Genomic DNA, 18960 nt, shown 5'->3' with positions numbered 1-18960 from the left:
CCGGCGCCACGGGCTATCGCTGGATGACGATCCGGAATCAATGTATCATGCTTCAACTTATCGTTTATGGCCGCATACGAGGGTTTGTACCGAAGTGGCATGCCGTTGATGTCGAAGGTACCGAAATGTCCGCAGATGAATTGTCTGAGATGCGCCCAGATGAGTTGCTGGATCTCGCAACTTTTCTTCGGAAATTTGAGCAGCGTGCCTCCGGGATCATGTGGCTACTAGGAGCGGGAGCGTCTCGTGCTTCTGGGATTAGGACGGCGAACGACATGATCTGGGACTTCAAGGCTCGGCTTTATCGCTCGGCGAAGAGCGTTGCTGCCTCCTCTGTCTCTGATCTAGGTGATGAACGTACTCGCCAAATTCTTCAGAACTATTTTGACAAGGAAACCAGCAATCCGGCGAGTGGCAGCGAAGAGGAATATGCAGTCTACTTCGAGCAGACTTATCCAGAGGCACAGGACCGACAGAGATATATCGCGAACGCGATGCGCGACGCAAAACCGAGTTATGGACACCATGCGCTGGCTCATCTCGTCAAGAAAGACATGGTGCGGATAATTTGGACGACGAATTTTGATCGGCTCGTTGAAGATGCAATCCACACGGTGTTCGAAACAACAACTGTTTTAACTATCGGCGATCTAGGAGAACCGACAAAAATCTCTCGTGCTTTTGCGGACCAACAGTGGCCGATTTATGCCAAGCTCCACGGTGATTTTCATTCGGAGGCGCTTAAGAACACGAGTGGGGAATTATTGGCTCAGGATCAAAACATGCGTCGCATCCTCCTCGACGCGTGCCGCAATCAAGGTCTTGTCGTGACAGGATATAGCGGGCGGGATGCGTCCGTGATGGACGTGCTGCGAGAAGCCGTCAACGAGGGGGTAGGTTTTCCTAACGGCTTATTTTGGTTCGTACGCGAGCAGGACACACCTTACGCTAGTGTGCAATCCTTGATACTGGATGCGAAGGCCGCCGGCATCGATGCGAGCTTCGTCAGATATGGCGGATTTGATGAATTACTCTCCGATATCGTTCGATACCTTCCTCAGACCGAGCAGTTGTCAATTAAGCTAGACGACAAACGAAAAATCAGACCACGTCCGATCGATCTCAGTGCCCGAACCTGGCGAACACCGTTTGTGCGCACCAATGCAATTCCTGTTTTAGAATACCCAAAAACTGCTCGCCTAGTAGATTGCGACATCGGCGGCGCAAAGGAGATTCAAGCCGCCATATCCGAAGCAGGATCAGATCTTCTGGCATCGCGAATCGGCAAAGGTGTCCTTGCATATGGTGATGATGTGGAGATCAAGCGGGTGCTTGGGGATCACAATATTAAGAGCTTTGATATGCATGGTATCCTAGCGGACCGATTGCTGTTCGAATCGGGGGAACGCAGCCTGCTGCGCGACGCGCTGTTCCGAGCTCTTTCAAGTTTTTGTGGTCTTGATCTCGTGAAACGGGGATCGCGCTCAATGTTTCGAACAGATAAAGGGTTTTTCAAGTTCAACAGCCAGAAGCTTGTCAAAGCAACTGGGCGGCTCAACGGTGAATTAGGCGGCGGTATAAGCTGGGCTGAAGCATGCGACGTGCGGCTCGATTACCGACTTGATCGGCTCTGGATCATGCTTGATCCGAGTATTATCTTCGACGATGACGAAAACACGGCGCCAGACGATTTGCAGGCTGCGAAGGATTTCGTGCGGGAGAGACGGGTAAAACGCTACAACAATGTATCGAATGAGATTCTCGACGGGTGGGTAGAAGTCTTGTTTGGTCCAGGTAAGGCTCCGATTCAGCTGGGCATTAATGGCGGTACGGGAATCGGCGCGCTATTTGAAATTCTGCCTGTAACTGCATTCAGCGGGCTTGCTGCATGACAACAGAATTTCAACCCTACCATCTACCTCAACATCGCCGACTTGGTGAACCTGAGTTGAAGTTTGGAAACCCCGAACCGGCCGCAACAGATGTTCATCCGCTCCGCGGACTTCTGGACTATGGTCCGTTTGGAAAACTTCGGCTCGCAAGCGTTCCGAGCCCCATACGCATCGCTTTCATCGGTCAGGCGAGTATGCTGGCTCGCCTGCGCCAACTCGGCCGTGAGTTGCAGACCAAGCATGACCCAAAGGAGCGAAGGCAATTCCTTATCACGTACCCAGGATTCACGCGGGTGTTCGGAACGTCTGTGGCTCCAGCTGATGAAAAAACCACAATCATGTTACCTGACGGTTTGGACCAAGAAATAGTGGCTTCGAACGTACCTCACCGTGTCCTGGCGGACGTCCTAACTGGCGCTATATCTTCTCTTCGGTCGCAGCGGCACGCCTTCGACGTCGTGTTTTTAGGCCTTGATGAGAAATGGTCGGCAGCGTTTGAGGGTAATGACACCGATGACTTTGATCTACATGACTACCTAAAGGCCTATTCGGCCTCTGCCGGCATATCGCTCCAAATTGTTCGTGGTGGGCAGTCTCAACGGGCGCTCGACTATTTCTGCCGCTGCAGTGTTATGTGGCGGCTCGCCATTGCCACCTACACTAAGGCAGGTGGTGTGCCTTGGGCTCTGGCTGACGCTGTCCCAGACACGGCTTACATCGGTATCGATTACGCTCTTCGACCGAACGTCGCCCCGAGTGAACGTTTCGCGATCTGCTGCGCGCAGGTATTCGATTCGGATGGAGCGGGGCTCGAGTTCATCGCCTACGAGGCTGATGATATCCGGATCGACCGAAGCAATCCTTATCTTCGCGAGGATCAAATGCTTCGTGTCATGTCACGTAGTCTTCAGATTTATCAGCACCGTCATGCTGGTGCTGTTCCTGCTCGTGTAGTGGTTCATAAAAATACCGAGTTTCGCCGTGATGAAGTCAACGGGTGCATGGCGGCGTTTAGCAATGTTAAAGATGTTGAGTTGCTTCAGGTTCAAACGCGTCATGGCTGGCAGGGGGTTCTATTTAGCGAATCTGGCAAAGCTGACGGTTATCCTTCACATCGGGGGCAGGCTCTAGCTTTAGGCGAGAATGAAGCGCTGCTCTGGACCCAAGGGATCATACCCACAATTGGCAAGGGGAGCGGCTACTACAAGGAGGGAAAGGGCATCCCTCGCCCGCTCCTGATCACGCGGTACGCCGGACGCGGAGACTTTTATGACCTTTGCCGAGAGACGTTGGCGCTTACCAAGATGAATTGGAATAATGATGGGCCTTATACCCAGATGCCGGTTACGCTTGAGTATGCAAACGTGCTCGCTCAAGTTGTGAAACGCATGCCGAAGCTAGAGGCGCGACCGTATCCCGTTCGGCTCTTCATGTAGTGGTTCGAAAAATAGACGTGAACTTTCGGCGAAAGGGAGTATCAATCTCGCTGGGTGCACTAAGAATGTACTCGATCGCGAGGCGTTTTGTTTCGGCTGGCAGCGAACCTAAATACGTAATTGCATTCTCAGTTGAAAAACTGGAGAGGCCTGTTCTGCGTTCGAAATTGCTTCCTAATGCGGTCCAAATTACCGCGTCCCATTTATGCTTGGTTGCCCAGGACATGATTTCTTGAGCTGCACCTGGATGTCGTTCGAAGGCAGACGAAGATATTTCCTGACCGCTCGTCTTGACCCAGCCAATTCCATTGAGAGTGGTGCCTTCACGAGAACGTAAGTTCTCTACAGCTTGAGCTAGTTTACTGTGTGTACTTTGGGCAAACTGCGTGGAGCAGAGAGTCCCGTGAACGGGATCAATTACAAGTGTAAGCCTTCCATTTCTCGATACCCTTGAGAATTCGATGGGCAGCACTGGTCCGCCAGTTTCGAATGCTCCATTGCAGGCAAGTGTACGAGGATCCCAAATTAGGGAACCCCATGCGAGAACGGCGATGTTCATCATTATCCTCCCGTATGGGGCAGCGAGTCGGCTATTGGGTCTGGCCAGCTAACTGTTTTTCCTTTCCTCAACGCACGCCGGCATGAATTTCCGGACGAGTGAAAGGTGCGATGGCCGGAATAGTAAACCATATTCCGGAATAATATCGACATAGTGAGGTTTCATTTCACTTTCCATTCTAAGAGTGTGGCATAGAGAATAGTAATTGGATGGTAGATATGCCGGTTTCATTTACCCCGATCAACAATGGCAAGAAATGGACCGGCGCCGCATGGGTAGTTGCGTGTGATGAAACGCTTGCCTTACACATCGCTAAAGTCGCCCTTGGGCAGGCACGTCACGTCGCACGTATACTAAGGGAAACTGACTGCGCAGCCGTGGCGGCGCCGAAGTCGGCCTATGCGGGCGCGCGAGACGTCCTCACGGTTCAAGCAGGAGAGAAACCCTACCATCGGGACGGCTGGATCTTTCAAGTTATTTCCTGGATCGCCGCTCACAAACAGTCCCCCGGTGACCTGATCCGCGCACCGCAGATGATCAAGGCCGACAAAGGCTTTGATGGCATTCAAGTCCGTTTCATCCCGACCAAAGGGGGCTCAGCGACGGTTATTATCTGCGAAGAAAAAGCGACAACTACACCTCGCGGAAAGATCACGAGCCAAGTGTGGCCCGAATTTGAATCACTTGAAACCGGCACGCGCGACAATGAACTGGTTGCCGTAGTGACCGACCTGCTCACCATTCACAGCCTGGGCGAAGAAGCCGACCAGATTGTATCGAGTATATTATGGGAGAGTGCCCGCGCGTATCGCGTGTCTATGACTGCAGGTGACCGTCAGAGCACGCCGGATGGTCTGAAGAAGCTTTTCAAAGGTTATGAAGACGTGGTGACCGGAGACGTTTCACGGCGCCGCGCTGAAATTCTACACTTGTCCAATATAAGGGGCTGGCTTGACGCCATAGCCAATCAGGCTCTGAGACAGCTCGATGAGATGGAGGCCGCCCATGTATGACGCGGTGACCACAGCGCTGATCCAGTCAACGCCTGCTTTGCCTGAACTCGATCGCGAGGCCCTTCCTGATCGATTATCCCGGGCCTATGCCGAGATTGCTGCCGCACGTGTCAGATTGCGCGAAGATGGCCCTGATGCCGGTCTCGAAGAGATCATTGATTTTGCGACGCGACTTGCTCAGACAAATGAGGCGCTTGTCGCCATCTCACCTGATCGGGACGACCGCGCCTCCGCTGCTTTCGTCGCCGCGACCGCCTATCAATTGATCTTCCAGGCAGAACGCGTAGGCGGAACGGAATTGGACGGGTCAGTGCTCTGGCAGCAGGGGATATCCTCCAGTGTCTCTGCTATGCTTCTGTTTCTTATTGGCGACGCCACGGCGGATGCAATCGAAGTCTCCAAACATGTCGGGCTCCCAGCTGGCCGGCGGGTCGAGCGCGAGCTTGTGCGGACCTTGCGCTGGCTCGCGCGCGGCGAGGTGCGGAGGATCACGGATCGTGACCTTCTCTCCCGGCGGTATGTCGCAGGAGATACCGATGCTGAAATGGCTGCATCAGCGCTTTACTATACGCTGTTGCGCGCAGTTAGATCGCTCGCGACGTCTCTCCTAGGCGGCACAAGCGATGTCGATCCTGTCCAGGCTTGCCGTCAAGTGCAGCAACTGAGCCATGCATCGGCTCATGCCGCAGATCGCATGGTGCCTGAAATCATATCTAGCTTTTCGGGCCCGCATCAACTGGCGTCCTTGTTGCTTGGCGTTGTAAGCTCATTGGACGGCGGCGCCGTGGTCACCATTCCTTCTCCGCCAGGGACAGATCCTGGCAAATGGCGCGGCGCCCTGAAAGTGATCGCGCGTACCCGGCCATATCTGTGGCCAAATCACCGCGACGCGATCACCCAGCGTCTGCTGGAAACCGGGGTCTCCGCTGCGGTGGGATTTCCGACAGGCGCCGGAAAATCTACCGTGTCTCAGCTGAAGATTGCCGCCCATCTCTTTGCGGGTCGTAAGGTCGTATTCCTGGCGCCAACGCATGCGCTGGTCGATCAAACATCCCGAGATTTGAGAAGCGCGTTTCCCCGCGCGACCGTGCGAGGCGAACGTATTGACGAATTCGGCTTCGACACTGGCAGCGAAGAGCTTCCCGACATTCTTGTGATGACGCCCGAAGCGTGTCTGACCCTGACCCATTTTGAACCGACCGCCTTCGATGATGTCGGCCTGCTTGTGTTCGACGAATGCCACCTGCTTCACGACAAGGGAGATGGAAGCCGCAGGGCGATCGACGCCATGCTCTGCCTCCTCAATGTCGTCCGTCTCCGGCCGGAAGCCGATCTTCTATTGCTGTCGGCGATGGTCAAGAATGTCGATGAGATTGCGGCCTGGATGGCGGAACTGACAGGCCGAAAGGCGCTTGGCCTTGCGCTCGGATGGAAGCCGACAAGGCAGTTGCGGGGATGTATCGTTTATGAAGCCGACACGCTGGCATATCTAGAAGACCTTCTCAAAACAGAGCATGAGAAGAAACCCAAAGGCGGCGTCCCGCAAAGCGTCAAAGCACAGCTGACGGCCCAGCCCTTCGGATTTTTCAGTGTCAAACAGACCTGGGCTAGTATGGAGCGCGATGATTACGCCTGTCTGCCCTTTTTGGATCAAGAGGTTGCCCTCTCCACGAACGCCAACTGGAAGCTGACGCCGAATGCTAACGAGCTAAGCGCACATCTGGCGGCGAGAGCGGCGCAGTCGGGTTTGAAAACGCTGGTCTTCTCTCAATCGACCATCAATGCCAATTCGATTGCCAATCAGGCGTCGGACTTGATTGGCGCCGTCAAAATCGATCTGACTGACGCTGAAAAAGTCTACCTCGCGACCGCCCTTGATGAAATCGGAAGCCCCGACCAGCTCTACCTGGCCGTCGACGGGGACAGCGTCATCGCATCGGCATCGGTTCATCATGCCCAGCTCCTTCCCGAAGAACGCCGACTCGTAGAATCCCTTTACAAGCGCCGGGAAGGCCTGACGGCTCTGGCCGCGACGCCGACACTCGGTCAAGGCATGAACTTGCCAAGTGAGATGGTGATCATCGCCGACGATAGCCGATTTGATGAAGCCAAAGGCCGCAAGGAAGTTCTTGAAGCGCAGGACCTGCTAAATGCGGCGGGTCGTGCAGGACGCGCAGGGCAGAATGCAACAGGGATCGTCATCGTCATTCCCGGAAAAATCGTAGCGCTGGATGAATCCGAGAGCACGATCGGTTCAAGATGGACGGCGCTCAGAGAAGTGTTCGGCCAGTCCGATCAGTGCCTTGAAATTGATGACCCTTTGACCGCGCTACTCGATCGCATCCACGCTCAGGCGGATGATCTGGGGGATACTGAACACTATGCAATCTCCAGACTCCTGCAATCGGGCCGCGAGGACGGGGCTGATCCTGCAGATGACGAGATCGCGCTGACAAAAGCACTTCGGCGCTCGTTCGCCGCCTATCGGCGTAAAAAGCTGGACGAGTCATGGATCGAGACTCGGATTTTCGCCGCTGTCGCCTTCGCGCGGGGCAGCGAAGATCTCACCGACGAGGCGCGCGCCAATCGTGAGCTCTCATCGACGACAGGTGTACCGGAAGACATCGTTGCAGCGCTCAAAGCCAGCCTCCAGTCCTCACCCCCAGAAGACAATGCCCACATCATGGATTGGTCCGTCTGGATGATGGATTGGCTTGATGCCAATCCTGATGCCCTCGAACGAGTGGTTAAATACGGGGACCTGGAAAGCCAGTTTGGCAAGCCCTTCAAGGATTTGGCATCAGCCGCCGCACGCGCAAAATACGCTCTTCCCCGGTTACGCCTTCTTCTGAGGGTGTGGATGGCCGGCAAGACGCTCAACGAAATGCAGGCAATGCTGCCGCCCAATAGCCGGCAAAAGCGCTACAGCACCAGCGCACGGAAATTCGTGATGAAAATCATTCCCTCTCTGGCGTATCTATTCGGCGTTCCGGCCTTGATCCTCCGCAGCAAAGCTGCCGCGGCGGGCATTGAGGACTATGATACCCCCCCGAACATCGCTCACCTGGGACGATGCGTCAGGCGCGGTTATGATTCTGTCGAGAAGTCCGCACTGGCGCAGCACTTGGCGTCGGCGGGTCTCGCGCGCCGCGCCCTGCATCGTCACTTCGGTCTCGTCGTGCCTTTTCTAGCAGCAGGCAAACCTGATGAATCATGGGGTGACATTTTGGACCGTGTCGAGCACGCCATGGACGAGGAGCTGAACAATCGAACATGGGATATCGATGATTTGCTTTGATATGACTTGTGCAAACTTTCTGCTTCAACCATGCATGTAGTCAAAGGGAAGCATCGAAATGGAGTGACCCAGCACCGCTGATCTGATCCCTTAATTTAGACACTCCTGCTTCTAAGTCTGAGACGGTCGTTTGAACGGCTGAGTTGAGCTTTCAGTATGACTAGTGCCGCGTTCAATCCGCATTCCCGATCCCACGGCCCAATGTCCAGGAAATCCGCCCCCCACGCACAACACCAGACACCGCCATCCCGCGCCGCTGCTCCAGCACTTGTCTCCATGGCACAATCGTAAAATCCCGCTGCCGTTCGATCACTGCAAACTTCCCGCTCACCCTGGACACGGGCTCGCGATAAGTGCCGTCAACATGACCCCGCTCTGGCGCTGGCGTATATGGCTTTCCGATTCCCTCACTCAACGTCCGGCCAGCCTGCGCAAGATCGCGCTTCAGTAACTCAGTTCTCTGCGCGGCAGACAAGCCAGCGTCGACTCCCACCTCCATACCAATGCCAGCCAGAAATGCGCGCCGTTTCACCCGCGCCTCAGCCACCTCTCTCCCAAATCCGAGCGGCACGCCGGAGGGGGGAGGCGCCTCGTCCAGCCACGTCACGCCGAGCGCCGTTTCCTGCTCTCTCAGGCCCAGCTCCGAGCGCACCAGTAATTGCGCGGACCTGAACCGCGCTTGTACCCGCTCATACGCTCTCGCGCGATCCAGATAGTCCGGTGGAATTTTCCAGTCGGCATCGGCCGTCCGCTCGACATGACCGGCGCGCCGCAATGCTTCCAACCTTCGCACATGGGTCGCGATAAATTCCGGACTGGACCGCGGATCATCGGTCTGGTGCAGCCCCGCAGAATAGACTCCATCATTTGCCCGCGCGATCCGGTCTATCGTGAGGTCCGATGGTTTCGGTTCAAAGTTCGGCGGCGACACGGTTACAATAGAGCCGCGTTTCAGTTCTTCGACGTCTCCCGCGACACCCAGTTCGACAAACACCGCTCGGCCATCCAGACCATCGATTATGGCGTAGGCGCGGTCATGCGCTTCACCCGTCAGACCCGTCTGCAAGACAGCACCCGTCACGCTCCGACCGTCCGGATCAGACTTGTCAAAAATCACATCGACATCGAGACGTCGGTCGCTGCGTCCTGCGAGTGCGCGATTCATCGTCTTGATGATGTCGTGCCGTTCGGACAGCCCTTGCAGAACCTCGCGGAAATTCTCCCGCATCTGCCAGCGTCCAGCACCGAGTTTCTGGGCGAGCCCTAGCCGCTCCAGCGTCCGCAACCGGGCGGCATGCAAGGTGCGATAGTGCGACGGGCTTTCCTTCAACCGGAACTCATGTTCGGGACTTACCTGACGCGCGATAAAATGATCGAGCCGCGTCACACGCTCGGCAGCGATATCCGATTGGAGTTTCCGCTCCTGTTCAAGCCTTGTCTCCGGGCCTAGCTCCAGCGTGACGAGATCTACGGCACGCTCGCGGATCCCATGCGAGATGTACGCCCGCGGCATGACAAGGTCCGAGCCGTCTTCACGCCGCCCGCGGATGGCCAAGTGCGCATGCGGCCTGCCGGTGTCATGATGAACGGCGCCAACCCATTCGAGCCGCGTGCCGAGATCGGTTTCCATCTGTGAAACGAGATCACGAACGAAGGGTTTGAGGTCGGCCATTTCGGCGCCATCCTCCGGCGAGACAATGAACCTGAAATGGTGACGATCATCGGTGATGGTTTTGACCAGACCTGATGCGTTTGCATCCTCGCTCGTGGCATCAAACAGTTTTCCGCGGTCCTTCTCCTCGAGCGCGGCGTCGCGCCGGATATATCCGATATGGGCTGCCAGGGCCGCTGCGCTGGACGCCGACATCCGCACGATGCGTGCCTTGACGATCACGCGTCTCTGTCCGCCGCGCGGGCCGATACGGGGCCGGGCGGGCAGGGCCGTCCGCCTGACGCCGCCAGCCGAGGACAGAGCCTTCGTCATTCGCATCAGGTACGTCTTCGCCCGTCTCCCTGATCCGGCCGATCGAATCCTGCCAGATCTCGGGATGAAAGGATTGTCCGGCGGCGTGCTCATTCGGGCCAATCCGGTGGAAAACAAGCCAGATTGCGCATATGGAACCATGCCAACCTGTTGTCCTCATTGAGGCTTCCATCAGACCACAGAGCTGCGCAAGTATCTGTGGAGCCATAAAAATCGATGTGCAGACAAGGCGATAGCCCCTCATTGGCTCCATGAGCTTTTATCTTGCATTCCGATCTGTCCCCATTTTTCCCAATCAACCCTTCTGCATGCTCCTTCCGATCACCGCCTATCCACACCGCACGACCAATGATGTCGCCCTCCCTGACCGCTCCAAAATACCGTCCATCAAAGGAATCCGGTGTGCGATCAGAAAGGAGCAGAACCTCTTCTGCCTGAAGCTGCCTGCAGCCCGTCCAGGGAGACGGCAGGGCGCGTCCCATACTATCTGTTGATAGCAGGCGGACAGTCGAAGTCCCGTTGATCTGTAACACACCCTTGATCTCACAAACCGTGTCGCCTTCGAGCGCCCGGACGTTCTTGATGACGGGGATGCCTGGCGCAAGATAGCGCCTCTGGATCGCGAGTCTCGAAGCGGCCTCTGGCAGGTTCGAGACAACCAGATCACCCCGCGAAATCACCTCCAAAGGTTCGACGCGATACCACCCAAGCGGAGCACTTTCGCTCGGATTGTAGAGTAATATGGGCGGTAAAACACCAGTCGCCGGAAGGCCTGTCAATGCCACTCCGAGCACAGAAATACCGCTCCAAAATACTGCGCGGAGGCTCATGAAAAGCCCCTCCAGTTGCTCGAAAGAAGTCTCCAATTGGCCATCGACAATGTGATTGAATCTGTTCTCAATGCCCTGATTTCAAGCGCCATGACCGCCTCCCCGGGACCTATTCCAGACGGTCGAATAATCATTCAAATCATCGACATGATAGACGACGGTGCCGCCATGTTTTCTGTATTGCGGTCCATTGTTCGACCAGCGCCAGTTCTCCATCGTGCGAACCGTGATACGCAGATAAGCCGCCGCCTCTTTCGTCGTCAGGAAAGGACTTGGACGTCCTTTTGCCTCGTTCATTCCCCGTACCCCGTCTTGCCGGGCACAGATCAACGTGGCGGCTTCAACACGTCCCAGAAAACAAAAGAAAATTCTAATTGGGAGTCACGAAGATATGCGGCTTCGCGGCGATACCCTGTTTAACCATGCGCAGCGCGCATGACTTCGTAAGCATACAGATGCCCCTCTATCGAGCGAATTAAACATGCCAGAAGCCGCCCCGGAATGATCTCCGGAGCGGCCAGTTTGGCGATGAGTGCGGGGCTAGTCCTTGGGGTTCCAGAGGATCACGTGGCGGCCTTTCTTGCCTTTGACCGGTGCGAGGTTCGCGTAGATGCGGCGCGGGCCAATCTGCGGATCTGCGAGGGTCAGGGAGACGTATTCGCGGCCGGAAGACTTTGCCTTGCGCATCCAGCCGCCGCCGATTTCGGTCGCGGTCTCACCGGCGAAGATGCGGTAGTCCGGCTGGGCCTCTTCAGCTTTGTCCGCGTTCTTTTCGATGCGGATGGCGGCTGAGAGGTTCATCATTGCGAGGGCGCCTTCGAAGCCGGTTTTGGTTTCGCTGACATATCCGAGTGCGTTTGCCATGGGGGTCTCCTTTTCGTTTCCGTGGCTGTCTTCGAGGGACACCTTGTCCCCGTCGACGCCGGACCGCCCGGACGGCGCGGGGCGGGCCTGAACCTGCAAGGGCGCAGCAAAGCGGAGCACCGGACAGGCGCATGAATTTGTCTCGCGAGGAGCCGCAAAGCGGCGGGGAAATTCGTGGGACTGTCCGGTTTCAGGGCCGTTTCGTGTCGTCCAGGTCACACGGCAATAGACGGGAACAAGGGGTCTTTCGGGGCAAGCGGAGAGCGGAACAGACCGCTTTGGCAATCGCACTCGGAGGCAAAAAGAAACCCACAGACGGGCGATTTTTCGGAGGCGCATCTGTCTTGATCTGAACCGCAGGAGTACACACTCATCCGGTAGAAGCATGTGGAAATGCCGCCCGGCATGCTGCCGAACGGCTTTCGCTTCCACGGACAAGGAGACTGCAACATGTCAGGCGGCGTCCTGCTCTGCGACAGACTGGTCTTCGGGAGAAGCTTCGTCCTCGCCAGAGGTAAACAGGCTGGCGATCCGGACCCATGCATCTGCTGGCGGCGACCCTGCGTTTGTAACAAGGCGCGTAGGCGGCACCTGCATCCATCCCGGACGCCAGCCCGGATTGGCCTCACACTCTTCGCCAGTGATCCGGTTCCAGACCAGTTCCTTCTGGGCTTTGCCCGTGTCTGTGAGCGCTGCTTTCGCCGTCGATGGAGACGCAATGTCTGCCACCATGGCGTTAATGGCGCGCTTGTCCCGAACGAGATCAAGGAAGACACGCTCCGGCTTCCAGTAAGCGGCCATGTCGGTTTCGGTGGCGACAGCGACGGCTTCCACAACCGGGCCGCCCGCTTCCAGCGTATCCGCCATCACAAAAGCCAGCACGGTCAGGGTTTCCGCATCGTTCATTTCGAGCAGCGCCGCAAAGACCTCGCTGAGGTGATAGGCGTCCCCGTTTGCGCGCAGGGATGCGACCCCATGGGCGTCAAACAGGCTGCGGACATGGTCCCCGGCGGCCCGCATTTCTGCGGCGGCGCGTGATGCCTCCACGCTGGCCTGTATGTCCTCCTTCCGGGCGAGGAAGTCGTGCCGCCTGACAGTCCAAAGAGCGGACCCGACCATGGCATGCGCCACCATCAGCCGGAGGGCGATTCCAGGGTGTCCAAGCAAGGTTGTACGCGCTGCGCCATGGCGGTGGAGGGCAATGTATTGTGCGAGCGGCCCGGACATTTCGGGCTTGGTGTCGGCTGCTTCCGCATCACCGTCCGGCCTTGCGCGCTTCTCCAGTTTCCGGGCTTCGGCCTGCGTAATGTAGCCCTCATGGAAGGTCACAGTGCCATCATCGCGGACTTCGACAATCACGCTGCCGCCCTTCGTCCGGGGGCGCTTCAAATACTCCCAACTGGCAAAATATTTCCCGCGTTCGAGAACCTCTACATTGCGCCACCCGGCGTCAATGTAGGTCTCGACCTTGGCCGCAAGCGCTGCCGATTGGGCTTTCCAAAACGTGTCGGCCTCTGCGAAGACACCTGTCTCACCGAAGAGGTCAGCTGCCACTTTGCCTTCATAGATCGCCAGATCAAACAGCGCCTTGTCGGTCGTGATGGTGGCCCCGCCCGTGATCCATGCCTTGCAGGCGCGGCCCATGGGCGCGCGCTCTGTTTCACTTCGAAACAGGGCCAGCCAGTCTGCCTGCTGGTCCTTCGTAGCAAGTGTGAGCGCGCGGATTGTCTCCGGGTCGATTTCGTCTTTGGCGTAAAGCGCACGGATCGGGCTGGAGAGATTGGCGAGGGCGAGGATACGCCGGACTTTCAGGTCCGTGACCCCGAAATGTCCGGCAATCTCTTCCACCGTCCGGCCTGCATGCGCCAGCTTTCCGAACGCATTGTATTGCTCCATTTCCGTGGCGGGCAGGCGGGCGACATTTTCGATGAGCGAGGCCTCCACCGCTGCGGCGTCGTCATCCGCTTCCATGATTGCGCACGGGACGGCGATTGACTTGCCGGTCTCAGCGGCAATGACCTGCAAGGCATGGAAGCGCCGCCGTCCCGCGACGACGCCATAGCCATCACCTTCGGGGCGCACCAGAAGTGTCTGGCGGATTCCTTTCTCCCGGATGGAGGGCAAGATGTCGGAGACATCAGGCGCCTTGCGGTTGTGCCGCATGTTGAGCTTGCTGATATGGAGTTGCTCAAGGGGAAGTGTTTTCAGTGCGGGTTGTGCCATGGGATTGTCCTCCTGTTCTGGCGGGTAAAGTGAAAGGCCAAGCGCCCATGCCGGGCCTTTCCAGTTGATCGGGCTGAAGGGGAGGCCTTCCGCGTCGCGGTTTGCGTCCGGATCGGTCTCGCCCCAGTCATAGTCATGCAGGCCAATCAGCGGCGCGCGGCCATCGACCCAGATTTCGACGACGCGGGACTCCTCTATGACGAGGGTCATGTGCGGACGTGGCCCTAATAGGTCATCCAGCGCGCTCATGCCTGCGCGACCCGTGCAGGTGCGGACGCCATCAAACGCGCTAAGGCTCTGTGCCCGGCTTGCAAGGCTTCGGGGAGCAGTTCGCATGCGACTTCAGTCAGGTAGGCGTTCTCCGACCTCGGATCGTTGGCCTCTATACCCCAGATGCTGGCGGCATGAGATTCCAGTTCCACGCTTTCGCGTTCAATGGCGAGCACGATTCCGCAATAGAACCACTCATCCTTGCGCCACGCGTCCATGACGGCTTCGGCGTCTGCTTGCGCCTTCGTCAGCCGCTCGCGGAAATTGTTTCCGGGTCCGATAAATCCCGGGTCGCCAATATTGAGCGATGGCCAGAATCCGTCCTGGCGCTCGTCTGGACTATCCGGACAGTCGTCGCGGACGATCCGCGCGGTGACGCGAAAGCCGTCAATCTCGACGGCAATGCTGTCGCCCTCGCACACATAGCGGTCAAATCTCTCCCGGAACGCCATGACTCAGCGGCTCCAGAAAATGTGGACTTCATCAAAGCCCGTCTGGAACACCATGATCTCGCCATTCATCGCCATGTCGCGGGCAAGCGCGGTCCAGTCGATATAGTAATCGAGCGAGGCCGGAATCTCTGTCCCGCTTTCGCGCGTCACTTCCTCGGCAAAGTCTGCGGCGCTGCGATATTCGCCTGCATAGTCTTCAAACGCGGCGTGAGCCTGTTCAAGGTCATCGCCGAATTCGCGGTAGAGTTTCGCTCCAAGGCTCCCGTGTTCGGTGATGAAGTCCGCAAGGGCGCAAACTGTCTCGAAGGAGGCATATTCGGAAATGCGCGCGCCTTCGAACCCCTCATAGTCATGAATTGACCATTCCTCCGCACCCGGTTCAGGCGACGCCGCCAGCATGGCGCGGACGCCCTGCATCATCTCGTCCGGTTCTGTCGCGTCGATCCACGCCCCGTGGAGCCGTCCATTATTATACGCGGCAAGACAGGCGACATAGATGCGGGGCGTGTCCCGCAAATCTGGTCCGGTCGCTGTTCCAAGGGGAGCGGGAGTCTCGTGTGAAGGGGTCATGTCAGCCTCGCAAAATTGAACCTCGCCCGCGTGCCTTTCCCGGCAGGCGGGAGGGGGCGGACGAAAGGTGCGGGCGCCCGGGCGTATGAGGGCCGGGGGCAAGGCGGAAAGGTAGGAGGCACGGAAAGAACCGGCGGACCCAGGTCACCGGCGCCTTGCGCGCGGGCCGCGCCCGGGCAGACGCGCCGTCCGCCCCCTCCCGGCTGCTGGGAAAGCTTGTCCACGCTTTCAAACACCAAACAGGCAGGCTGGTGCCGTGGATACGAATCCTTCCAGACCCGACAGCCATGGCCTTGGATATACGAGACTTCCGGGAAGCTGACCGCGCAGCGCTGATTGCGCTTTGGGAGGCGTGTGCGCTGACCCGGCCATGGGACGACCCGAATGCAGACATGGACCGGTCGATCGCATCCCGCGATGCCACGATCCTCGTCGGTACATTAGATAACGATGTCATTGCCAGCGCCGTGGTCGGCCATGACGGCCATCGCGGCTGGATCTACTATCTGGCTGTCAGCCCAGACCGTAAAGCCTGCGGCCATGGGCGCGAAATGATGGCCGAAGCCGAGCTTTGGCTGACGGCGCGGGGGACGCCGAAGGTGCAGCTCATGGTGCGCGGGGAGAACGAGACCGCGACTGCCTTCTACAATGCCCTCGGCTACGAGCGCCAGGATGTGACCGTTCTCGGCAAATGGCTCATGCCATCGCCCGAGGCAGATTGAGGTATCGAGAGGCCACGCGCGCCTGACCCCTCTGGCCGTAAGGCCAGTGGGAAGCAAAGCGCGGCCCCCGCCGGCGAGCCCCCGCAGCGCGCGGCGACCCGAACGGGTGGCCGCGTGACCGGAGACGAGCCGGGCCCGGTCAGGTGACGTGGACGAGGTGGAGGGCTCTCGTCTCCCGGACAGCCCCGCGTCAGCAGGCGGGGGAGGGGCGATGCTTACAAGTGCTTTGAGATACTAAGAGGTGTCTACCAGTTCGTAAGCCGCTAATCGAAATAGAGCGTTCGACCGGATGACGTCGTATGCGCTCTTCGATGTGCGGAGGGGCAGGTCAAAGGTTCTCTTCCAAAAGGGAGAAATATTCGCCGTCCCGAAGGCGCTGGCCCTTGGCGAGCAGGCGGGCCATTTCGGACTTCATGGCGGACGACGGTCCGCCCCATTCTTCCGAGATGCGCTTCTCACCATAGAAAATCGTCGCGGTTTCACGATAGGTGAGTCCCGCGTCGTGGGCATCCAAGGCGACAAGAGCGTTGCGATAGCCGAGGCCCTTGCGTGACCAGACAGGAGGCGACATGTCGTCGTCGCCGTAGACCTTCTGGGCACGGTTCAGCGCATTCACGTGATCCTGCATTGTGCTGAATCCCGAGATGGAGAATTCCATTTTCACAGGCTCCAGGGATAACAGCGACTTGCCACTGCACCTGACCTGAATCGAGCACTTCTTGCCTTTGACAAGGATGTGCTCGTGCTCAAAAGCGTCCACAAGATGGATAATCTTGCAGAGGCGTGTGCTCTTTTCGAAGATTTCATCGATCTCGCCTGGTTCGCGTTCACGCACGTGAACAGCGACCTTTCGGGGATACGTCTTGTCGGACCAGAAGACATGCGTGGTCAGTGCCGATTGATCCGGGTTCGGAAAAAAGAGGAGGCCCCAGTTCTCGGCTTGGTGGTCCTGTTCGCGAATCCGGAGAAGCTGGATGTCACAACACGCCGATCTTGTTTCGAGTATAGGTTGCGCAGAATAGGCGGCGGCTCTCAGCGAAGAGTTACGCCGGGCGAACTCCCAGGCCCAGTTCCCGCGTGAGAGATTGGCGGTGTAATCATACCTAACAAGCGTATCGTTCAGGTCTTCTATCGTGTGAACAAGCATGGATCAGCCTCCCGCGTCAGGGGAATGCAGGTCATGTGCCAATTTCAATCTATCATGGAAGTTTAAGGTTGCTCGCTTAGGCCAAAAGGCCGTGAAAATGTGCGCTCACTTAACTAAAAGCACTGTACAAACATAAGCTGATTGAGCAGTGTTCTGACTGCGTCGTTCGTCCAGACAGATTGAAGCCCGCAGCCACCATTACAACATGCTGCATTGAGAGATTGATATCAGATATATGATTGTAGTCTCGCATCGTGATCGCGATGCGAGACTACGGTCTATAAGAATTGGCCTCTCACGTCGCAAGTTATTGGGTGGATTGTTGTTCTTTCAATATGTCCAAGGCTACGTCGACGATCATATCTTCCTGACCACCAACCATACGCCTACGTCCTAGTTCAACCAGGATTTCACGTGTATCGATCCCATAATCTTGCGCTGCCTTCTCTGAATGCCTGAGGAAGGACGAGTAGACCCCGGCATAGCCTAGCGAGAGCGTTTCGCGATCAACGCGGACGGGGCGGTCCTGGAGTGGGCGAACAAGTTCCTCGGCGGCATCCATGAGCGCGAAAAGATCGCATCCATGCTTCCATCCCTTTCGCTCGGCGGCAGCGATAAACACTTCAAGCGGTGCGTTTCCGGCCCCGGCACCCATGCCGGCCAGCGAAGCATCCACGCGTCTTGCGCCATGTTGAACGCCGACAATGGAATTGGCGACGCCCAAGGACAGATTGTGGTGGGCGTGGATACCCCGTTCAGTTTCCGGCTTCAGGACTTTGTCATAGGCTTGAAGCCGGGCGATGTATCCATCCATGTCGAGCGCGCCGCCACTGTCGGTGACATAGATACATTCGGCACCATAGCTTTCCATCATGGCGGCTTGTTCAGCCAATTTCTCAGGCTCGACCATGTGGGACATCATAAGAAAGCCAACCGTGTCCATACCCAGATCTCTGGCAACACCGATATGCTGTTTCGATACGTCGGCTTCCGTGCAGTGTGTAGCGATCCTGACAGACCTGACGCCAAGCTTGTAGGCATGCTTCAGCTCCTCGATCGTTCCGATCCCAGGAAGGAGGAGCGTCGTCAGTTTCGCCGTTTTCACTGAATCCGCGACGGCTTCAATCCATTCCCAGTCGGTGTGGGCGCCAAAGCCATAATTGAAGCTTGAGCCATTCAGGCCGTCTCCATGGGCAATCTCGATTGCGTCGACTCCGGCCTGGTCAAGGGCTGCGGCAATCTTGCTGACGTGCTCGATACCGTATTGGTGCCGGATCGCATGCATCCCGTCGCGCAAAGTGACGTCCTGAATGTAGAGATTGTCGGATTTGGGATCAAATGCCATCAGGCAGTCTCCTTGGCTCGCCGCCGTGCGGCGATCTTCTCAGCGGTCGCAATGCCAGCTGATGTCATTATGTCGAGATTTCCCGCGTATGCAGGCAAATAGTGGGCGGCACCCTCGACTTCCAGGAAAACGCTGGTCTTGATACCTTCGAATGTGCCCAGGCCGGGAATCTTGACTGGGTTGTTCGAACCGAGCCGTTCGAACTGAACCTTTTGCTTCATCCGATAGCCGGGCACATAGGCGTTGACCTTTGCAACCATTGCTTCAATTGAGGCCTCAATTGCAGGCTCATCCGCGCCACTAGAGAGGGTGAATACCGTATCGCGCATAATCATCGGAGGCTCTGCCGGGTTCA

15 protein-coding genes and 1 pseudogene are annotated in these 18960 nt (G+C 57.3%); 5 read left to right on the top strand and 11 right to left on the bottom strand.

Annotation, left to right across the window (positions count from 1 at the left end):
- Positions 1 to 47: 47 nt before the first annotated feature.
- Positions 48 to 1892, top strand: coding sequence for an SIR2 family protein (locus V7651_RS17905; RefSeq protein WP_335613921.1), 1845 nt, complete (start codon positions 48 to 50; stop codon positions 1890 to 1892).
- Complete coding sequence (locus tag V7651_RS17900; protein ID WP_335613920.1) at positions 1889 to 3328, top strand: argonaute/piwi family protein; 1440 nt, start codon at positions 1889 to 1891, stop codon at positions 3326 to 3328. The genes V7651_RS17905 and V7651_RS17900 overlap by 4 nt, the downstream gene beginning before the upstream one ends.
- On the opposite strand, the gene V7651_RS17895 is transcribed toward V7651_RS17900, so the two are convergent.
- Positions 3321 to 3890, bottom strand: a complete 570-nt coding sequence (locus tag V7651_RS17895) for a hypothetical protein (RefSeq protein ID WP_335613919.1) — start codon at positions 3888 to 3890, stop codon at positions 3321 to 3323. The two genes, V7651_RS17900 and V7651_RS17895, sit on opposite strands and share 8 nt — an antisense overlap.
- A 215-nt stretch (positions 3891 to 4105) precedes the next feature.
- Here V7651_RS17895 and V7651_RS17890 point away from each other — a divergent pair, with 215 nt between their 5' ends.
- Both V7651_RS17890 and V7651_RS17885 read left to right on the top strand, forming a co-directional pair.
- Positions 4106 to 4900 (top strand): hypothetical protein, encoded by a 795-nt coding sequence (locus V7651_RS17890; RefSeq protein ID WP_335613918.1) that lies wholly within the window; start codon positions 4106 to 4108, stop codon positions 4898 to 4900.
- Between the two features lie 115 nt (positions 4901 to 5015).
- Positions 5016 to 8198: a DEAD/DEAH box helicase gene (locus V7651_RS17885; protein WP_335613917.1), complete on the top strand. Its 3183-nt coding sequence runs from the start codon at positions 5016 to 5018 to the stop codon at positions 8196 to 8198.
- Positions 8199 to 8370: 172 nt separating this feature from the next.
- Here the strand turns inward: V7651_RS17885 and V7651_RS17880 are convergent, their stop codons facing one another.
- From V7651_RS17880 to V7651_RS17850, 7 genes are all read right to left on the bottom strand, one after another.
- Positions 8371 to 10182, bottom strand: a complete 1812-nt coding sequence (locus V7651_RS17880; protein WP_335613916.1) for a DUF3363 domain-containing protein — start codon at positions 10180 to 10182, stop codon at positions 8371 to 8373.
- 89 nt (positions 10183 to 10271) lie between these two features.
- Positions 10272 to 11012, bottom strand: coding sequence for a S26 family signal peptidase (locus V7651_RS17875; RefSeq protein ID WP_335613915.1), 741 nt, complete (start codon positions 11010 to 11012; stop codon positions 10272 to 10274).
- A gap of 81 nt (positions 11013 to 11093) precedes the next feature.
- The gene (locus V7651_RS17870; protein WP_045695780.1) at positions 11094 to 11309 is read right to left on the bottom strand and encodes a helix-turn-helix domain-containing protein; all 216 of its coding nucleotides are present in this window, start codon (positions 11307 to 11309) and stop codon (positions 11094 to 11096) included.
- A 243-nt stretch (positions 11310 to 11552) separates the two neighbouring features.
- Positions 11553 to 11876, bottom strand: a complete 324-nt coding sequence (locus tag V7651_RS17865) for a DUF736 domain-containing protein (RefSeq protein WP_034744474.1) — start codon at positions 11874 to 11876, stop codon at positions 11553 to 11555.
- Between the two features lie 453 nt (positions 11877 to 12329).
- Positions 12330 to 14309, bottom strand: coding sequence for a ParB/RepB/Spo0J family partition protein (locus V7651_RS17860; RefSeq protein ID WP_051615562.1), 1980 nt, complete (start codon positions 14307 to 14309; stop codon positions 12330 to 12332).
- Between the two features lie 35 nt (positions 14310 to 14344).
- On the bottom strand, positions 14345 to 14821 hold the full coding sequence (locus V7651_RS17855) for a hypothetical protein (RefSeq protein ID WP_045695779.1): 477 nt from the start codon (positions 14819 to 14821) through the stop codon (positions 14345 to 14347).
- Positions 14822 to 14824: 3 nt separating this feature from the next.
- Complete coding sequence (locus V7651_RS17850) at positions 14825 to 15391, bottom strand: antirestriction protein ArdA (RefSeq protein WP_335613914.1); 567 nt, start codon at positions 15389 to 15391, stop codon at positions 14825 to 14827.
- 251 nt (positions 15392 to 15642) lie between these two features.
- On the opposite strand from V7651_RS17850, the gene V7651_RS17845 reads away from it, so the two are divergent.
- Entirely contained in the window at positions 15643 to 16113 is a 471-nt protein-coding gene (locus V7651_RS17845) for a GNAT family acetyltransferase (protein ID WP_335613913.1), read from the top strand.
- A 328-nt stretch (positions 16114 to 16441) separates the two neighbouring features.
- Here V7651_RS17845 and V7651_RS17840 read toward each other — a convergent pair whose 3' ends face one another.
- From V7651_RS17840 to V7651_RS17830, 3 genes and pseudogenes are all read right to left on the bottom strand, one after another.
- Entirely contained in the window at positions 16442 to 17260 is an 819-nt protein-coding gene (locus V7651_RS17840) for a DNA -binding domain-containing protein (RefSeq protein ID WP_335613912.1), read from the bottom strand.
- Between the two features lie 307 nt (positions 17261 to 17567).
- On the bottom strand, positions 17568 to 18605 hold the full coding sequence (gene dmpG / locus V7651_RS17835; RefSeq protein WP_335613911.1) for a 4-hydroxy-2-oxovalerate aldolase: 1038 nt from the start codon (positions 18603 to 18605) through the stop codon (positions 17568 to 17570).
- Positions 18605 to 18960: pseudogene (locus tag V7651_RS17830) on the bottom strand (acetaldehyde dehydrogenase (acetylating)); the annotation flags it as partial. The gene dmpG and the pseudogene V7651_RS17830, both read right to left, overlap by 1 nt.

The organism is Hyphomonas oceanitis, assembly GCF_036964545.1.
In the GTDB taxonomy this organism is placed as follows: Bacteria; Pseudomonadota; Alphaproteobacteria; order Caulobacterales; family Hyphomonadaceae; genus Hyphomonas; species Hyphomonas oceanitis.
This window is presented reverse-complemented; position numbering and strand designations above follow the sequence as displayed.

Bases quoted from the DNA above. Each gene is read 5' to 3' on its own strand.
- V7651_RS17905 (WP_335613921.1), top strand. From the start codon at position 48: ATGCTTCAACTTATCGTTTATGGCCGCATACGAGGGTTTGTACCGAAG.
- V7651_RS17900 (WP_335613920.1), top strand. From the start codon at position 1,889: ATGACAACAGAATTTCAACCCTACCATCTACCTCAACATCGCCGACTT.
- V7651_RS17895 (WP_335613919.1), bottom strand. From the start codon at position 3,890: ATGATGAACATCGCCGTTCTCGCATGGGGTTCCCTAATTTGGGATCCT.
- V7651_RS17890 (WP_335613918.1), top strand. From the start codon at position 4,106: ATGCCGGTTTCATTTACCCCGATCAACAATGGCAAGAAATGGACCGGC.
- V7651_RS17880 (WP_335613916.1), bottom strand. From the start codon at position 10,182: ATGACGAAGGCTCTGTCCTCGGCTGGCGGCGTCAGGCGGACGGCCCTG.
- V7651_RS17875 (WP_335613915.1), bottom strand. From the start codon at position 11,012: ATGAGCCTCCGCGCAGTATTTTGGAGCGGTATTTCTGTGCTCGGAGTG.
- V7651_RS17870 (WP_045695780.1), bottom strand. From the start codon at position 11,309: ATGAACGAGGCAAAAGGACGTCCAAGTCCTTTCCTGACGACGAAAGAG.
- V7651_RS17865 (WP_034744474.1), bottom strand. From the start codon at position 11,876: ATGGCAAACGCACTCGGATATGTCAGCGAAACCAAAACCGGCTTCGAA.
- V7651_RS17860 (WP_051615562.1), bottom strand. From the start codon at position 14,309: ATGACCCTCGTCATAGAGGAGTCCCGCGTCGTCGAAATCTGGGTCGAT.
- V7651_RS17855 (WP_045695779.1), bottom strand. From the start codon at position 14,821: ATGGCGTTCCGGGAGAGATTTGACCGCTATGTGTGCGAGGGCGACAGC.
- V7651_RS17850 (WP_335613914.1), bottom strand. From the start codon at position 15,391: ATGACCCCTTCACACGAGACTCCCGCTCCCCTTGGAACAGCGACCGGA.
- V7651_RS17840 (WP_335613912.1), bottom strand. From the start codon at position 17,260: ATGCTTGTTCACACGATAGAAGACCTGAACGATACGCTTGTTAGGTAT.
- dmpG (WP_335613911.1), bottom strand. From the start codon at position 18,605: ATGGCATTTGATCCCAAATCCGACAATCTCTACATTCAGGACGTCACT.